The sequence below is a fragment of the Brachyspira alvinipulli ATCC 51933 genome (assembly GCF_000518245.1).
GTDB lineage: Bacteria > Spirochaetota > Brachyspiria > Brachyspirales > Brachyspiraceae > Brachyspira > Brachyspira alvinipulli.
The window spans coordinates 275,123-291,865 of sequence record NZ_KI912402.1; the positions used below are offsets into that span (position 1 = coordinate 275,123).

14 protein-coding genes and 1 tRNA gene are annotated in these 16,743 nt (G+C 27.0%); 5 read left to right on the forward strand and 10 right to left on the reverse strand.

Annotated features, from left to right (window positions below):
* Positions 1–54 precede the first annotated feature (54 nt).
* Both T324_RS0106100 and T324_RS0106105 read left to right on the forward strand, forming a co-directional pair.
* Complete coding sequence (locus tag T324_RS0106100; protein ID WP_028329427.1) at positions 55–1,662, forward strand: peptide ABC transporter substrate-binding protein; 1,608 nt, start codon at positions 55–57, stop codon at positions 1,660–1,662.
* Positions 1,663–1,720: 58 nt separating this feature from the next.
* Positions 1,721–1,802, forward strand: a tRNA-Leu gene (locus tag T324_RS0106105).
* A 40-nt stretch (positions 1,803–1,842) separates the two neighbouring features.
* Here T324_RS0106105 and T324_RS0106110 read toward each other — a convergent pair.
* From T324_RS0106110 to trpB, 4 genes are all read right to left on the reverse strand, one after another.
* A complete protein-coding gene (locus T324_RS0106110; RefSeq protein WP_028329428.1) occupies positions 1,843–2,757 on the reverse strand; it encodes a hypothetical protein in 915 nt (304 codons plus the stop codon).
* Positions 2,758–3,065: 308 nt separating this feature from the next.
* Positions 3,066–4,349, reverse strand: coding sequence for a hemolysin family protein (locus tag T324_RS0106115; protein WP_028329429.1), 1,284 nt, complete (start codon positions 4,347–4,349; stop codon positions 3,066–3,068).
* Positions 4,350–4,658: 309 nt separating this feature from the next.
* Positions 4,659–5,576, reverse strand: coding sequence for an SMP-30/gluconolactonase/LRE family protein (locus T324_RS0106120; RefSeq protein ID WP_028329430.1), 918 nt, complete (start codon positions 5,574–5,576; stop codon positions 4,659–4,661).
* 153 nt (positions 5,577–5,729) lie between these two features.
* A complete protein-coding gene (gene trpB, locus T324_RS0106125; RefSeq protein WP_028329431.1) occupies positions 5,730–6,983 on the reverse strand; it encodes a tryptophan synthase subunit beta in 1,254 nt (417 codons plus the stop codon).
* Positions 6,984–7,141: 158 nt separating this feature from the next.
* Here trpB and T324_RS0106130 point away from each other — a divergent pair, with 158 nt between their 5' ends.
* From T324_RS0106130 to T324_RS0106140, 3 genes are all read left to right on the forward strand, one after another.
* Positions 7,142–9,205: a tetratricopeptide repeat protein gene (locus tag T324_RS0106130; RefSeq protein ID WP_028329432.1), complete on the forward strand. Its 2,064-nt coding sequence runs from the start codon at positions 7,142–7,144 to the stop codon at positions 9,203–9,205.
* A gap of 51 nt (positions 9,206–9,256) precedes the next feature.
* Positions 9,257–9,571 (forward strand): hypothetical protein, encoded by a 315-nt coding sequence (locus tag T324_RS0106135; RefSeq protein WP_028329433.1) that lies wholly within the window; start codon positions 9,257–9,259, stop codon positions 9,569–9,571.
* Positions 9,572–9,679: 108 nt separating this feature from the next.
* Positions 9,680–10,111, forward strand: coding sequence for a flavodoxin domain-containing protein (locus T324_RS0106140; RefSeq protein ID WP_028329434.1), 432 nt, complete (start codon positions 9,680–9,682; stop codon positions 10,109–10,111).
* A 1-nt stretch (position 10,112) separates the two neighbouring features.
* On the opposite strand, the gene T324_RS0106145 is transcribed toward T324_RS0106140, so the two are convergent.
* The 6 genes from T324_RS0106145 to T324_RS0106170 form a co-directional block, all read right to left on the reverse strand.
* Positions 10,113–11,369, reverse strand: a complete 1,257-nt coding sequence (locus T324_RS0106145; protein WP_028329435.1) for an LptF/LptG family permease — start codon at positions 11,367–11,369, stop codon at positions 10,113–10,115.
* Between the two features lie 2 nt (positions 11,370–11,371).
* Positions 11,372–11,938 carry a hypothetical protein gene (locus T324_RS0106150; RefSeq protein ID WP_028329436.1) on the reverse strand — a complete coding sequence of 189 codons (567 nt, stop codon included), beginning with the start codon at positions 11,936–11,938 and terminating at the stop codon, positions 11,372–11,374.
* A complete protein-coding gene (sppA, locus tag T324_RS0106155) occupies positions 11,938–13,029 on the reverse strand; it encodes a signal peptide peptidase SppA (RefSeq protein ID WP_211232578.1) in 1,092 nt (363 codons plus the stop codon). The genes T324_RS0106150 and sppA overlap by 1 nt, the downstream gene beginning before the upstream one ends.
* Positions 12,924–14,828, reverse strand: a complete 1,905-nt coding sequence (locus T324_RS0106160) for a ribonuclease J (RefSeq protein ID WP_028329438.1) — start codon at positions 14,826–14,828, stop codon at positions 12,924–12,926. Before T324_RS0106160 ends, sppA begins: the two co-directional genes overlap by 106 nt.
* Before the next feature lie 189 nt (positions 14,829–15,017).
* Positions 15,018–15,479 (reverse strand): succinylglutamate desuccinylase/aspartoacylase family protein, encoded by a 462-nt coding sequence (locus T324_RS0106165; protein ID WP_028329439.1) that lies wholly within the window; start codon positions 15,477–15,479, stop codon positions 15,018–15,020.
* Positions 15,472–15,948 (reverse strand): M14 family metallopeptidase, encoded by a 477-nt coding sequence (locus T324_RS0106170; protein ID WP_028329440.1) that lies wholly within the window; start codon positions 15,946–15,948, stop codon positions 15,472–15,474. The genes T324_RS0106165 and T324_RS0106170 overlap by 8 nt, the downstream gene beginning before the upstream one ends.
* Between the last annotated feature and the right edge of the window lie 795 nt (positions 15,949–16,743).

Sequence of the window (16,743 nt, forward strand, 5' to 3'; positions counted from 1 at the left end):
AATTATATTTTTTTTCGATACTTAATACAATACTATAATGTTTTAGAGAAGTTTATGAATAAGAATATATTAATTATTTTATTATTAGTTTTTTTAATATCATGCAGCCATAAGCCTAAAGATATATTAAATGAAATTACAATTTCTGTAGGACCTGAACCACAAACTATTGATCCTACAATAAATTCAGCTATAGATGGTATGATATATACAACACATTTATTTGAAAATTTAACAATAAAAGATGAAAACGGTAATATAATTCCAGGTGCAGCAGAGAGTTGGATATCCTCAAATAATAATACAGTTTATATATTTAATATAAGAAGCAATGCAAAATGGTGCGATGGTGTTCCTGTAACTGCTAATGATTTTGTTTATGCTTGGAGGAGAATAGTAGATCCTAAATCCGGATCATCTTATGCTATATTTTTGGATGTTGTGAAGAATGCTGATGATATTATGTCTGGAGATAAGGATAAAAACACATTAGGAGTAAAGGCATTAGATGATAAAACTTTATATGTAGAATTGGAATATCCAGTTCCGTATTTTTTAGAAATGGTTGCACATACTGCATATACTCCTTTACGTGAAGATATAGTAAGTAAAAATGAAGACGGATGGACTTTGAAACCTGAAACTATGATTGGAAACGGAGCTTTTCAAATTGTACGCTGGGATCATAATTCAAGATTGGTTGTACGTAAAAATACAGATTATTGGAATTATAAAGAGATTAAGCCAGATATAATTAATTTTGAGTTTATAGAAGATGCTAATACCGCTATGGCTGCTGTTCTTAATGAAGATATATATTTTTACCATATTACTCCTCCAAATGACAGAGAGAGATTAATTAATGAAGGCATAGCAAGGGTAATACCTAATATATCTCTTTATTTTTATGAGGTTGATCATACAAAAGCTCCTTTTAATGATGCAAGGGTAAGAAAAGCCATTTCACTTGCAATAGACAGACAATATATAGTAGAAAATATAATGAAAGCTGGAGAAAGACCTGCTGCTGCTATTGTACCTTATAATGTTAAAGATGTTTATGGAAGCAATGATTTTAGGGATGAAAAAGAAGAATATTTCTCTACAAAGACTAATGATTATCAAAAAAATATAGAGGCGGCAAGGCAATTATTAGCTGAGGCTGGTTATCCTAATGGAGAGGGTTTTCCTGTATTTGAATTCTTAACTAATCCTGGTTTTCATGTAACAGTTGCAGAGAGTATACAGGCTATGCTTAAAGATGTTTTAAATATTAATATGGTTATAGTTCAGGAAGAGTGGGCTGTACTTTTACAAACTAGAAGAGAAGGTAATTTTGATATGGCAAGACAGGGTTGGGTAGGAGGATATAATAATCCTGCTGCATTTTTATCATTGGTAAAGACTGGATACGTTCTTAATGAAGGAAAATACAGTAATCCTGATTTTGATAAAACTTTAATGGATGCTTATATTGCTGAAAGCGATGAAGACAGAAGTATGTATTTGCATAAGGCCGAAGATATAGCTATGAATGACATGGCAATAATACCAATATTTTATTATGCAGGAACAGTTATGCAAAGCCCTAAACTTACTAATGTTATCTATGATGTATTTGGAATACATAATTTCAGCAAGGCAGAGATAATAAAATATTAATATCCAATTATTATATTTGACAAAATAAAATTATATTATATAATATATTTCGTTAAAAGCTCGGGTGGTGGAATAGGTAGACACAACAGCTTGAGGTGCTGTCGGGTAACACCGTGCTGGTTCAAGTCCAGTCTCGAGCAAATTTTTCGATTTTAATAATTTTCTTAAATTTATTTTTAATTATATATAATATTTTTCTCTAAATTTGTCTCTTAATTTCCTGATAGGAATATACCAACCAAATTTTTTTACAAATTTATTTCTTTTATTTGTAAATTTTATAGCTCTTTTTAATCTGCCGTATAAAATATCATCATATTTATCTAAATAAATATCTGAAGTTAATGCAGTAGAAACTAAAAATAAATATTTATCAAAATAATAGTTATTAGAAACGTACTCTAATATATTGAAGTCTTTTTTCTTAATTATTTCTATAGTTATAAAATCTTGCTCTTTACCTTCTCTTTGAATCTGAGAAATTTCACAAGTAATTTCACCTATATCTCCAATAATATCATTAATATTTATTTTAATGTCTTTATTCCATAAAATGGCATTATTATTTTCTACATCTACATTAAATTGATGTAAACCAAGATATTTTTCAAATTGTGCTTCATTTCTATGATGTTTTAAAGTAATTTTTCCATTTATTTTAACTACATGTAAAAAGTTGAAAATGGAATTCATAGGTAAAAAAGAATGATCTAAAGCATTTTGCATATGAACTTCATCAAAAAAATTTGCTTTATATTTTTCATATAGTCTTTCAGATAAACAAAATTCTGTTTCTACTATAGGGGTTTTATTGTATTTATTTAATAAAAATCTATAATATTCTGCTAATGGATCGCATGCATAAATAATAACATCTTTATTAGGGTTTAATACAGTTATAGGGCCACTTCCAACATCTAAAATTTTTTTTGCATTACTAGAATGTTCTATCTTACTTTGTTCTATTTTGTTACCAACATAATAATTCCAGTAATCATTTGACATAGCCCATTCCCAGAATCCTACTTCACTTCCTATACCATCTAACCATCTGTAAAGAAATTTTTTAAAATTATCTTCATTTATATCAAACATTTATGTACTCCATTATTTAAAATAAGAAAAGCAAAAAATATTTAGCCTTATAGGATTAAGGTTAATATAATAATTGTATTTAGAGATAATGTTATTTAAATTTGTGATGCGATGCGATGCGATGCGATGCGATGCGATGCGATGCGATGCGATGCGATGCGATGCGATGCGATGCGATGCGATGCGATGCGATGCGATGCGATGCGATGCGATGCGATTTATATAACATATGAATTACCTCTTTATGATATTCAATTTAGTATATATATAAAAGTTATATTTGTCAATCATATTTTATATGATTGAAATTATAGATTATTTTCATTTGTTTCTATTTTATTTACTATTACTTTATCTATTCTAGCACCGTCCATATCAACAATTTCTAAATTTAAATTTTTCCATTCAATAGATTCACCCTCAGATGGAACATGCTGCATAAGTTCAAGTATTAATCCGCTTATTGTATTATATGTATTAGATGCATTTTCATCTTCTATTTCAAAATATTCTAAGAAATCATATATAGGACATTGTCCGTCTACAAACCATCCTCCGTTTTTTCTTTTCTTTATATCTTTGCTTTCTTTACCTTCTGATACAGAACCAACTAATGCTGAGAATATATCGCTTTGAGTTACCATACCGTCTATATTTCCAAACTCATCCGATATAAGACCTATTTTGGTTTTATTCTTTTTCATCTCTTCAAGTACTAAATATACTTCCATATTGTTATGGAAATAATTGGCTTTTTTAACAAATTTTTCTATTTTTGCTTTTGCTGTATTTAATTTGTCAAATATATCTGTTACCCTAACAACTCCTATAATATTATCCAAATTATTATCTACAACTGGATAAGCTGAGAATGAATGCTTGGATACAATTTTTTTTATTTCATCATTGCTCATATTAATATCTAAGAATACTATATCGCTTCTATGAGTCATTATTGATTCAATTTTTCTGTCTCCCAAAAAGAATGCCCTTTCTATAATATCCTGCTCTATATCTTTTACTTCTCCGCCTTGTCTTCCTTCTTCTATCATTGATTTTATTTCTTCTTCTGTTACAGGGCTTTTATCATCTTTTATTCCTAAAACTCTTGAAACTATAGATGCACTTTTTGATAATATCCAAACAAACGGACCGCCTATCTTTGAAAGTATAGTCATTGGACTTGCAACAACTTTTGCTATTTTTTCCGGCATAACCATTCCTATTCTTTTAGGTACAAGTTCGCCGAATATTAAAGTTAAATATGTTACTAATGCTACTACTATTACTTGTGCTATTATAGGTGCATACGTTTGTGGTATATGAATTTTTGTGAGTATATTTGAAAGTTCTTTTGCTACAGTATCACCTGAATATATACCTGTTAATATACCTATGAGAGTTATACCTATCTGTATTGTGGATAGAAATTTATCAGGATCATTTGCAAGAGATAATGCTGCATCTGCTCCCTTATTTCCTTCTTTACTGTCTTTCATTAATGATGTTTTTCTTGCAGAAATTACTGCTATTTCAGACATGGCAAATATGCCATTTAAAAGTATTAACACTATTATTATTATTATATCCATTATATTTTATCCTTATATATAAAAATTTTATTTAAAATGCTTCTTATTAATGATTGTATTTTATGTTTTCTTATATAATAAAATAGAGATGTATATTTTTTTAGATGTATCTTTATATAAAAATGATAAGTATTGAAAGTATTATCTCCTAATAGTAACTAGGAGTTTTAAATAATTAAACCGCTGCATAAGATATTTATTTAAATCCTATTAATATTTGTGTATATAGTTATAATATAATACAAATATTTAAAAATTACAAGATGTAATATAAATATTTTTTACAATTTAGATTAATAATAAAATATGTTAATTAATAGTAATCTTTTTTATTAATCCTGTAGGAAGTTCTGGTATATATATAGTATCATTAGTTATATCTATATCGGCAGCACCTCTTAATGAACCTTCTATCTTTTCTAATTGTTCTTTTGTATTTAAATCAAATGAATATATTGAGGCATTAGTTCCGCCTTCTCCCCAATCTGTAACATATAGTTTATTATTATATACAGCTACACCGTCCAATCCTCCAGTACCTATTATAAAATCAATCCATTTATCTAAGTTACTGCCATCCGTATTAAAAGTATATATATAGCCGGTATTTTCTGCTCCCATAAATCCATTCGATACAACGTATAGAATACCATTATCAAATGCTATGCCGTTAGCCCCATAAACATTATCTATAGTATTTATAATAGAAAGTGATGAATTATTTTCTATTTTTATTATATATACTTTGCTGCTTCCTGTATCCGTAACTGCTATAGTTTCATTATCTATTGCTGCTATATCATTTAATAATTTAGCATCTTCTATAGTTAATCTTGTTATTATTGTATTATCTTTAACATTTGCAAGAACTACATTTCCTAATAATCCATTATCTCCATCTTGATCGGCAATTGCAATAATATCATCTGTTATAAAATAAAATCCTCTAGGAGCATCCAATTCTCCTTCAAAAAGTTTTATAGGATTAGAGCCATCTTCATTAACACAAAAGAAAAATCCGTCTCTAGTTTTATCGGCTTCTCCAATATTTGAAATATATAATTTGCCATTTCTTAATCTAATACTTTCAGGAGCAGATGTACCTTCAACATTTATTGTTACGGCTTCTTTTTTGTTTGTATTTGATGCAGAATTGTTTTCTGTATTATTTGAACATGAAATAATAAATATAATAATATAAAATAATACTACGGTAATTTTATTCATAATTAAACTCCTTAATATTTAATTTATATTATTTTTGATATATATCAATATAAAAAATTAAAATTATTTTCTTTTTGATATTAATTAAATAAAAAAGAAAAAGACTTTCAATTAAATAATCGAGAGTCTTAATCTTATATTATATATTGGAGGCTAAAATTTATGTACGTCTATGTTTTTCTCTAATCTCTCCAATTCATCTCTTAAAAACTCTTTCCATTTATCAGGTCTGAAAATAGGGGAGGTTATGAATATATCTTTGTCACCTCTTCCGGACATATTAACTATTATAACATCATCCTTACTGTAATTTTTAGCATATTCAATAGCTTTAGCACCAGCATGAGCACTTTCTAAAGCAAATATAACTCCTTCATTCCTTGCAAATTCTTTTACAGCATTAATTGCTTCTTTATCAGTAGCATAAGTAAACTCTATCCTTCCAGATTCTCCTAAATATGCAAGCTGAGGTCCAACTCCCGGATAATCTAGTCCTGCAGATATAGACATAGTTTCAGATATTTCTCCATTTTCTTTCAAAATGAATTTACTCATATATCCTTGAGCAGCAACATCTTTAGCATAAGGGTTTTTCATTCTAATAGCATTTTCTCCCAAATTCATACTTATTCCGCCGGCTTCTACTGCTATTAATTTAGGATTTTCTCTTTCTATAAAAGGCTCAAAAAATCCTATAGCATTAGAACCGCCTCCTACGCATGCTATTAAAGCTTTAACATTTAATTTTTTTTCTTGTATTTGTTTATCTAATTCTCTTCCTATTACAGACTGGAAAGTTCTTACAATATCCGGATACGGACTAGGTCCTACAGCACTTCCAAGAAGATAATGTGTATCTTTTAAATCTTTAACCCAATCTTCTAAAGCAACATCAACAGCATCTTTAAGACCTCTTCCTCCTCTTGTAACCGATATTACATTTGCACCGTATAATTCCATGGATGCTACATTAGGCTGCTGTCTTTTTACGTCAATTTCTCCCATATAAATTGAACATTCAAGTCCTAATTTAGCACAAGCTGCAGCAGTGGCAAGTCCATGCTGTCCTGCTCCTGTTTCTGCTATAATCTTTTTCTTACCCATTTTTTTAGCGAGTAATGCCTGTCCTATAGAATTATTGATTTTATGAGCACCTGTATGAGCAAGCCCTTCTAGTTTTACATAGATTTTTGCCCCGCCTATTTTTTCAGATAAATTTTTTGCATACATTAAAGGTGTAGGTCTGCCTATAAAATCAGCTCTTAGTTCTTCAAGTTCTTCTAAAAACTCTTTATCATTGATATAGTGTAAAAATGCGTTTTCTAATTCAATTAATAATTTTTCTAATTCTTCTGGTACAAATCTTCCTCCAAATTTACCAAAAAAACCTTTATCACTGTTTTTCATTTTACGAATCCTTATTAAAGTTATTTTTGTTAGTAATATTACTTTATATAGTAATATTAACATATAATTATAATTTGTCAACAATATTTTTAAGTTTTTTATTTTCATTATCAAAAAATAGTTTATAATAAAATCAACATATATTGGAGTGATAATTAATGATAAAAGATAGAATAGACAGTATGTTTGTTCAAGCTAGGTTTTATTTTAATTTAGAGAAATATTCATCTGCTTTGAGGATATACTCTAAAATAATTAATTATTTTGAAAATTATGATAAAGTATTAGATAGCAGCTATAGAGATAGATATTTTGCCCGTGTATGTTATAAAAAAGCTTTAACCTTATATTATCTAAATAGGTATGAAGAGTCTGTAGAATATTACAATAAAGCTATAAATATTAATCCAATATATGAAAAAGCTTTTATTAATAAAGGCATTATATTAGCAAAATTAATGGTATTTGATGAGGCATTAGAAGCCTTTAATGCTGCTATAGAAATTAATGAAAGATCTGAGATATCTTATTTTAATATAGGTATAATATATTCTAAACTTGAGAGATATGAAGATGCATTATCTTCTTTTAATAAAGCGGCAGAATTAGGATATGATTATGCATATTTGAATGTTGCTATTATTTTAGAGAGACTTGGGAGAATAGATGAGGCATTCAATATTTATGATAAAGCAATTAGTATCAATAAATCATTAGAGGTAATTTATTTAAATAAGGCAGGATTGCTTGTAAATATTGGAAAATATCAGGAGGCTATAAAATATCTTGATAAAGCATTATCTATATTAGAGGATAAAAATTCTAAAGGTGATACCATCATTAAAAATAAAGAGCATATAGAATATATGGAAATGGCTATAATAGAAGATGATACTATATACGATAGAATATATTTTTTAAAATCTGATGCATTAATAAATTTATCTCAATATGATTATGCTTTGACTCTACTTTTAAACATTAAAGAATCAAGTTCTGTTAATATATTTTATATTATATCAAGGTTTATAGAATATATACCCATAGAAAAACTTATTAACATAATACTTGGAGAAGATAGCTTTTGGGTTGAAGAGAAAGAGGAATATTTTAATTTTATAGTAAAAGATATTGAAAATAAAGATAGGACAAGATTGAAGAAATTGTGGATAATGCAGTATGTATTTTTATATTTAGTATCTGTAAAAGATTATGATAAAATTAATGAAATATCTCATTATACAAGTATAGAAGTATTTAATGAGATGGCATTTGATAGAAGATATGATAATATAAAAGAGCTTTACCAAGATGAAAATAATATAAGTCTTAAAAAAAATAAATTAAGAATGACTAGTGTTAAGAATGCCAATGATCCTAAAGAGGGTAAAATATTAATGCAATTACTTAGAAATAATAATGTAAATTCTAAATATGCAAATATTAATAGTTTTATAGCATTACAAACATCATTCAGCAGATGTAAAGACTCTCTTACTATGTACAGACTATATGGTAAATATGATAATAAAGAAGGAACAGGATGCTGTTTAGTTTTTGATAAATCTTTTTTTGACACTTCTTTTAATAATAGAGGATCTGGAATACTTTTTTCATTTTCTTATGATAAAAATAATTACTCCAATATAGAATTTTATGAAGAGCAAACGTTACCTTTATATTTTGTTTTATATTATAATTTTAAAAGAAATGAAATAGTTTTTAATCCATGCGAATCTGATTATGATAATCTAATTATTGATTTAAATAAAAATTATAGCGTTTGGAATTATGGGGATAAATTTTATGATAAATTAAAAAATAATATAGGATATGTATTTTGTTCAATATTTAATACTATCAAAACTTTTAATGCAGAAGAAATATCATTATCTTATCAATTGCTTATGAATATACAATATTTAATAAAGGATTCATCTTTCATAGAGGAACAAGAAATGCGTATTATACAGTTAGTTGAATACGGAAGCAATCCTCTTCATATTGATAATGAAATGAAGCGTTCATATAAAAATTATCTTTATATATTTGATAATAAGGCATTAAAAGAAGTAATACTTGCTCCTAAAGTAAAAGATGCTGATTTCTTAGTTGAAAAATTTAATGACAGGCTTGCCAAAGCTACAAGTATATACAATTCAAAAAATATTAAAAACAAATATAAGATAAATGTTTATATTTCAAATTCTCCTATATCTTGACAAATACTTATTAACAATTATAATTTTGCAAAAAATATATAGGATATTTATATGAAAAAAATTATTTTTGTTTTATGTTTGATTTTATCAATATTTGCTATTTCATGTGAAAAGGATAAAAAAGCTATTGATAAATTAACTGATAAAGTTAATGAAACAATAGATGATGCTTCTAAAGCGGCACAGGATGCTGTAGAAAAAGCAGGAGATACTACAGAAGAGGTTTTAGATAATGCTTCTAAAGCAGTAGAAGATGGAATGCAGGATGCTTCTAAAGCAGTTGAAGACGGAATGCAGGATGCTTCAAAGGCTATAGAGGAAGGTGTTGATAAGGCTAAAGAAGAAATATCAAATGCTGTAAATTAATAGTAAGTTTCTAATATAAAATTATTGGCATATTACATTTTATTAATTGTAATAGCCAATAGTTTTTTCATTTATTGTAAAAAATAATATTTTTGGATTTGTAATTTTATGTCAAAGAAAATTGCTTTAGTTGTATGGAGTAAGACCGGTAATACTAGATTAATGGGTAAAGCTATAAAAGAAGGTGCTGAAGCTAATGGGGTAGAGGTTGAAACTTTTAAGGCTTATAATTTTGATATTGATACTGTGAAAAGTTATGAATGTATAGCTTTAGGATGTCCTGCTATGGGAGCAGAAATTTTGGAAGATACGGAATTTTTGCCTATGTATGAAAATATTAAACCATATTTGAAGGATAAAAAAGTATTTATATTTGGTTCTTATGGATGGGGTGACGGAAAATGGATGAGAGATTGGGAAGAAGATGCCGTAAACAATGGTATTACATTATTTAAAGAACCGATTATAGCTAAAGAAAAACCAACAGATGATATATTAAATGAACTTAAAAAAGTAGGTGAGGATTTAGCTAAATCTTAATTTATTTTCCTCTGCTGAAGAATGATCTAATCATAAGAAATGCTCCCATAATAGCCAGTACTATATTCGGGAACCACATTGCTATAATAGGAGGTATTCTTTTTCCTCCAGCTATTATTTCTGCTGCTGTTATAAGCAAATAATATATAACTACTACTATAACTGATAATCCGAATCCAAATCCTTTTCCGCTTCTTTTACCTACAATTCCTAAAGGTGCTCCTATCATAACCATAAAAAGGCATGCGGCAGGTATTGATAAAAATTTATGAAACTCTACATAATAAAAGTATGGAACAGCCTCTTCTATAGCTTTTTCACGTATAGACTTTATCTCTGTTTCATTGGTAGATATATAAGCATTAGAGAACGATACTAAAGATACATTATTCGTATCAACATTCTGATAAGCATTATTAATAATTCCGCTTATTTGCTGATCTACAGATTTATTGGCTTCTATTTTAGCCTGTTTCATTTTAGAACGTATTTCCCATGAAGGCATTTCTCTTAATCCTCTTTCATGTGAGGTTAATTTACTTACATCTCTTACTATATTAATATCCATAGAATCAAATACTGTATAATCATTTGTTACAAAACCATAATTAGGCATTTCCTGTACTACACCATCATATAATGTTAAAGTAACAACTCTTGAATTAGCTTCATTATTTTTCCATAATCCATATTTAGCAGTGATAACCCTTTTATTAGCACTTGAGCCATCATATATAACTACATTTGATATACTTTTATCATCAGCATATTTAGCACCTATTGATAAACTCATGTCTCTTATTTCTGAGAATTCTAATTTACCTACAGCAATAGACGGACTTATATTAACCATATACGAAATTAATGCTCTATATCTGTAATTGGATTCACTCATAACAACATTGTTAAAAAATAATGAGAAAACAAAAGTTATAGCTCCAAGTATTATAATAGGTACATATATTCTCATGTGAGGGAAACCTAAGGCACGCATTACTATTATTTCGTTATCTGAGGATAGTCTTCCATAACTTATAATGCTTGCCATTAGTATTGACATAGGTATAGTTATAGCTATATTAAATGGAAGCATATATACAAATACTTCCAATGACATCAATAAAGGAGCTCCATTATTCATAATAAGCCTTATCAATTCAGGCAATAATTGTATTACGAATATAAATGTAAAAAATAATATCCCAGCAAAGAAGGGACCTATAGTTTCTTTAATTATATATTTATTAATTTTTTTCATATTTATATATAGCTAATAATAGTTCCAAATAACAATATTGCCAATGATATATAAATTAAATAATCACATACTATAGGAGTAATTAAAACTAATAATGCTTTAAATGAACTATCTATATTAAATGAATATTTAATATTATTAAACATCAGTACAATATAATATAATCCTAATATAAAAAACATTATAAACTGTATAAAGTAAAGAGCAGAAAATCTTCCAAATAATAAAGTTATAGGCAATATAAATATAAATATACCATATAAACCAAAACAGTTATTTATGAATGTTTTAGTATTATTGCTGTCAGCATTTTTAAAAAATACTGATACTGTGAGGTTAATAATAGATATTTTTACGATATTTGATATTGCTATATATGCTGCTATACCAAAAGTAAATATAAATAGGTTTAATATATTGGATCTATTATTAATTGAATATATTGCAGATATTGATATGCTTAGAGAAGCCAATAAATATATTAATATTGAATATTCAAAATTAATAGATTTTTTTATAGCTTCTTTAGGTTTTAATAAATAATAATATATAGCTTCATATATTTTCATTAATTTTCTCCAATATAGTTTGGAATATAAATATACATAGGTACACCAATATATTTAGTGTTCATTATTTCTTCATAAGGTATAGGCAATGAAGATTTGGGTTTTATAATATCAGAAACATTAGCAAGAAGTAAATTTAATACATTGTTTTTTGTTTCAGGCTTTTTTATTATGTAAGGTTCTTCATCTTCTATACCGCCCATTTCGGCAGCATCTTTTATAGCATCCTGTAATGTACCTATTGCATCTATAAGCCCTATTTCTAATGCTCTTTTACCGCTGAATACTCTTCCATCAAATATATTATCTCTATCTTCTTTTATTTTATCTCCTCTTGATTGTTCTACAACATTAGTAAATTGAGCAACAAATTCTTCTGTCATGCCCTGCCAATATTCCAATTCATCTTCTCTAGGCTCTCTGAAAGGGGAAAGAGAATCTTTATTTCTTCCGCTTTTTATAGTATACATTTTAACGCCATATTTATCCATTAATCCGGAAACATTGAAGAATTGAGATATTACTCCTATGCTTCCTGTTAAAGTGGATTCATTAGCATATATTTTATCAGCTATCATTGATATATAATATCCTCCGCTTGCCGCCATGCTTCTAAATGATGCAACTATTGGCTTAGGATATTTTTCTTTTAGATTTTGCAAATATTTCAATGCTTCTTCACATGAAGTTAATGAACCTCCAGGACTATCTACTTGAAGAACTATAGCCTTTACTTTATCATCTTTCATATAATAATCAAAATCATCCATTAATTCTTCTGTTACAGATGGAAATTCTATACCAAGATTTGTTTTTCTTTTTACATGTGTTATTACGCCTGTTAAATCAATTATAGCTATACCATCTTTTAATGATGTTTTATTTGGTAATGTACTAGAAGATATTATTACTGATTTATTTTCAGGCTTTAAAAATATACTGATCATTCCAGTGATTATTGAGATAATTATAAGGGTAAAAAATATTAACTCTCTTTTACTTTTTTCTTTTTTTGTTTTACTCTCTTTGCTGATGATATTTTCTTCACTACTTTCTTCTTTATAGTTTTCTTTTTCTTCTTCGTATGACATTGATTTTGATCCTCCATTATAGTTAAATTATTTATATTATCTAGTACTTCTATTTTTTTATTTTCTTGATTATCACTTTCTATTGTTTCTACATAAACATTATCTATATATAAACATACAAATATTACAGGTTCTCTTCCTATAATTTGAATAAACTTTTTTCTTAAAGCTTCCCTTACTTCATATTTAATTGTAGACGGAGTTCTTTTATTTCTATCAAGAAGTTTCCTTACAGCTTCTGTTGCAGATTTTGTGCCTTCTTCTATAAGCTGCTCATTTTTATTTATTAACCCTTCTTTTTCCCCTCCATTATATGTGAAGCCTTTGCTTTCTAAATCTATTTTTATATCATAATGACCAGTTTTATTTTTCTTTGCCACAACATTAGCCACAACAACACCATTTAAAGATAATTGTTCTCTGTCATGGAATATACTTTCCTCTAAATCTCCTACACCCTTGCCATCAACATATATATTTCTTATTTCTATAGGCTCAGCTAATTTTGCTTCAAGGGTTTCATCTATTTCTAATACATCTCCATTATATAATAAAAAGCCTTTGGTATTAAGTCCGTTTAAGTTTTCAACAAGTTTTATATGGGTTATTAAATGTCTCTTTTCTCCATGAATAGGTATGAAATATTTAGGTTTTACCAATCTGTACATTAATTTTAAATCTTCGCTGGAAGCATGCCCGGATACATGAAGAAGTTTTTTATCTTCTCCAACCATTTTGGCACCAAGGTCAAATAGATTATTAATCATTCTTGTAACAGCCATTTCATTACCTGGTATAACACTAGATGAGAATATAACCATATCTCCATCTTCTACTTTTATATGCTTATGAGCTTCTGCTGCTATTAATGATAATGAAGAATAAGGTTCTCCCTGCGTTCCTGTTGTAATGCATACTACTTTTTCTCTAGGATATCTATTTATTTTATCTATTGGTATTACTATATCGTAAAGGTTTAAATATCCCATTTCTTCAGCTATTTTTGTATATTTGATTAAACTTCTTCCTGAAAATGCAACATATTTATTATTTACTTTTGCCGCTGTTACTAAATCTTGTATTCTTTCTATACTGCTTGCAAATACTGCAACAATAATCATTCCGTCTTCATAAGCAAATAACGGCGTCATAGTATTTTGAACAACACTTTCGCTCATGGAAAAACCATCTCTTTGACAGTTTGTTGAATCAGCGAGCATTAAAAGCACGCCATTTTCTCCATATTCAGCAAATTTATATAAATCTATAAATCTGTCTGTGGTAGGGTTTAAATCTATTTTAAAATCTCCGGTATGTATTATTACACCAAGAGGCGTTGTGATTGCTATGCCGACACCATCAGGGATACTGTGATTAACTCTTATAAACTCTATATCAAAATTCATACCTAATTGTATTTTATTTCTAGGTTCAATTTCAAATATTTTTATATCTTTATATTCATTTTTATAATCATTAAATTTAGCTTTTAAAAATGCTATAGTTAATCTTGTGCCATATATTGGAATATCTGGAAATTTTCTTGAAAAGTGAGGTATAGCTCCGATATGATCCTCATGCCCATGAGTGAGAATTAATCCTATAACATTTTTATCTTCTAAATATGAAGCATCCGGTATCACATAATCTATTCCAAGCATATGATATCTTGGAAACATAAAACCGCAATCAACTATTAATACTTCATTTCCATATTCTATTACAGTCATATTCATACCAATTTCTTGAACTCCGCCAAGAGGTATGATTCTTATTTTATCTTTATTACTATTATCCATTAAATACTACTTTATTATTCTAAAACAAAAATTACATTATGTTCTTTATATTTTAACTATAAAAAACTATTAAGTCAAGTTGTAATTATAACGTAAAAATTTTGTGCATTATTATCTTATTATAATAATAAATAAAAATATGATTATGAAATAAAAACATTATTTAAAACACAATTTTTTTAAATAATATTATATTTTAATTTCATTTATTTCTATTAGAGAATCATCTAACTTTATATGTGGATTTTTTTTGAGAAGGCATACAACCCCATCATTAAGAGATATAATATCTTTTATTTTTTTACCAAAATAATCTTTTATTTCTCCGACTTTATCTCCTTTTTTAACTATATCTCCCATTTTTACCGATGGATGCCACATTCCATCTACATCGCTTTTTATGGAGCCTTTATAATTTAATATTATTTTTTCTTCTGTATATTTCAACTGTTTATCATTAAGCATACCTATATATATCATAATATTTTTTATGCCTTCATAATGAATTTCTGTATTGACTCCATTACCGCATGCTCCCGTAAGTATTGAAGGTATAGCCTTGAAAGCAAGATTACTATATGCTGACTTGTGTTTATAATCTTTTCCAACTTCTTTATCTATTATGTATTTTACATTATAAACTTCAGCCATATTTCTTGATAATTGTATCAGTAATTTGTTCTCCAACTACAGGTACATAAATACAGTTTGCTATAGATATTGGTGCATCTCCGCTATGAAGTTCTATACAAAAATCTACATCCTTTAATATTTCATTCCAAAAATAATGGTTCATATTTTCACTATTATTTTCATTATTTTCACTATCTATAGTAAAATTTATGTTTTTTTTGAATGCTGTTAAATTGAAAATATTTGTTATTATTAGTTTTCCATTTATCAATAACTTATTAGATTCTAAATCGTTTAATAATTTTATTATAGCTTCTATTGAACAAAACTCAGACCCATGCATGCCGCCTATTATAGCTAGTGTGTGGTATTTTAATTTTCTTGAATTACTATCAAGTTTTCCTTCAACATAAGCTACTGTAAAAATTATTTCTTCACCTGTGGTTTGGCATTTGAATTTGCAGATTTCTTTTCTTATTTTATTCATAATTGAATCCTAATTTAGTATAAAAAGATAACAATGAAAGCATCATAATAAAAATAAGTACTTTATTAGTATTTTTTATTATATAGTTTCCATACAATAGTCAATTTATTTTTTAAAAAAATTGTAATTAGGAATTCTTATTTTACACATTACCTCTTATAGTATAACATATATTGGTTGTTTATCAATATATATATCGTTTATAAAGTGCTTTTATGGTATAAAATATATCTTTTATATTAATATAAAATACATTTTATACTATTATTCTAAAAAATTATAAATGTTAATATGTGTTTTATTATAAAATTTATAACATTATCATAATTGCTTAAAACTAATTTATTTTTTATTACATACTTATTAAAACGTACGTAAATTACTATATATATTGGAATTATTGGCATAAGAGTTATTATAGTGGCTAATTTATTAGAACCATAGAATAGTGGAATAGAAGAGAATTAGTTATAAAATTCATTATTCTTGATAATAAGTAACTTTTTTCATAAGTGTAAAAAAATTTTGAGATAACTTTATTATATGATTAAAAATTGCAAGTCTTATATTTAAAACAATTGGCTTAAGTTGTATAGAATATTGTATTTATTTGATATAGCAGAATTCCTGATATTATAAATATTGCCATTAAATCTGCAAAATAAAATATCAAATCTTTGTTTCCTGCTTATATAATAGACAGTATATTTAATAATTTTATAACTGCATCAAAAATAAATACTATAATATGCATTACTATTTATGGTTAAAAAAAATGGAAGCAGTTTGATTATT

Coding starts and splice junctions, on each gene's coding strand:
- T324_RS0106100 (WP_028329427.1), top strand. CDS start 55: ATGAATAAGAATATATTAATTATTTTATTATTAGTTTTTTTAATATCA.
- T324_RS0106110 (WP_028329428.1), bottom strand. CDS start 2,757: ATGTTTGATATAAATGAAGATAATTTTAAAAAATTTCTTTACAGATGG.
- T324_RS0106115 (WP_028329429.1), bottom strand. CDS start 4,349: ATGGATATAATAATAATAATAGTGTTAATACTTTTAAATGGCATATTT.
- T324_RS0106120 (WP_028329430.1), bottom strand. CDS start 5,576: ATGAATAAAATTACCGTAGTATTATTTTATATTATTATATTTATTATT.
- trpB (WP_028329431.1), bottom strand. CDS start 6,983: ATGAAAAACAGTGATAAAGGTTTTTTTGGTAAATTTGGAGGAAGATTT.
- T324_RS0106130 (WP_028329432.1), top strand. CDS start 7,142: ATGATAAAAGATAGAATAGACAGTATGTTTGTTCAAGCTAGGTTTTAT.
- T324_RS0106135 (WP_028329433.1), top strand. CDS start 9,257: ATGAAAAAAATTATTTTTGTTTTATGTTTGATTTTATCAATATTTGCT.
- T324_RS0106140 (WP_028329434.1), top strand. CDS start 9,680: ATGTCAAAGAAAATTGCTTTAGTTGTATGGAGTAAGACCGGTAATACT.
- T324_RS0106145 (WP_028329435.1), bottom strand. CDS start 11,369: ATGAAAAAAATTAATAAATATATAATTAAAGAAACTATAGGTCCCTTC.
- T324_RS0106150 (WP_028329436.1), bottom strand. CDS start 11,938: ATGAAAATATATGAAGCTATATATTATTATTTATTAAAACCTAAAGAA.
- sppA (WP_211232578.1), bottom strand. CDS start 13,029: ATGTCATACGAAGAAGAAAAAGAAAACTATAAAGAAGAAAGTAGTGAA.
- T324_RS0106160 (WP_028329438.1), bottom strand. CDS start 14,828: ATGGATAATAGTAATAAAGATAAAATAAGAATCATACCTCTTGGCGGA.
- T324_RS0106165 (WP_028329439.1), bottom strand. CDS start 15,479: ATGGCTGAAGTTTATAATGTAAAATACATAATAGATAAAGAAGTTGGA.
- T324_RS0106170 (WP_028329440.1), bottom strand. CDS start 15,948: ATGAATAAAATAAGAAAAGAAATCTGCAAATTCAAATGCCAAACCACA.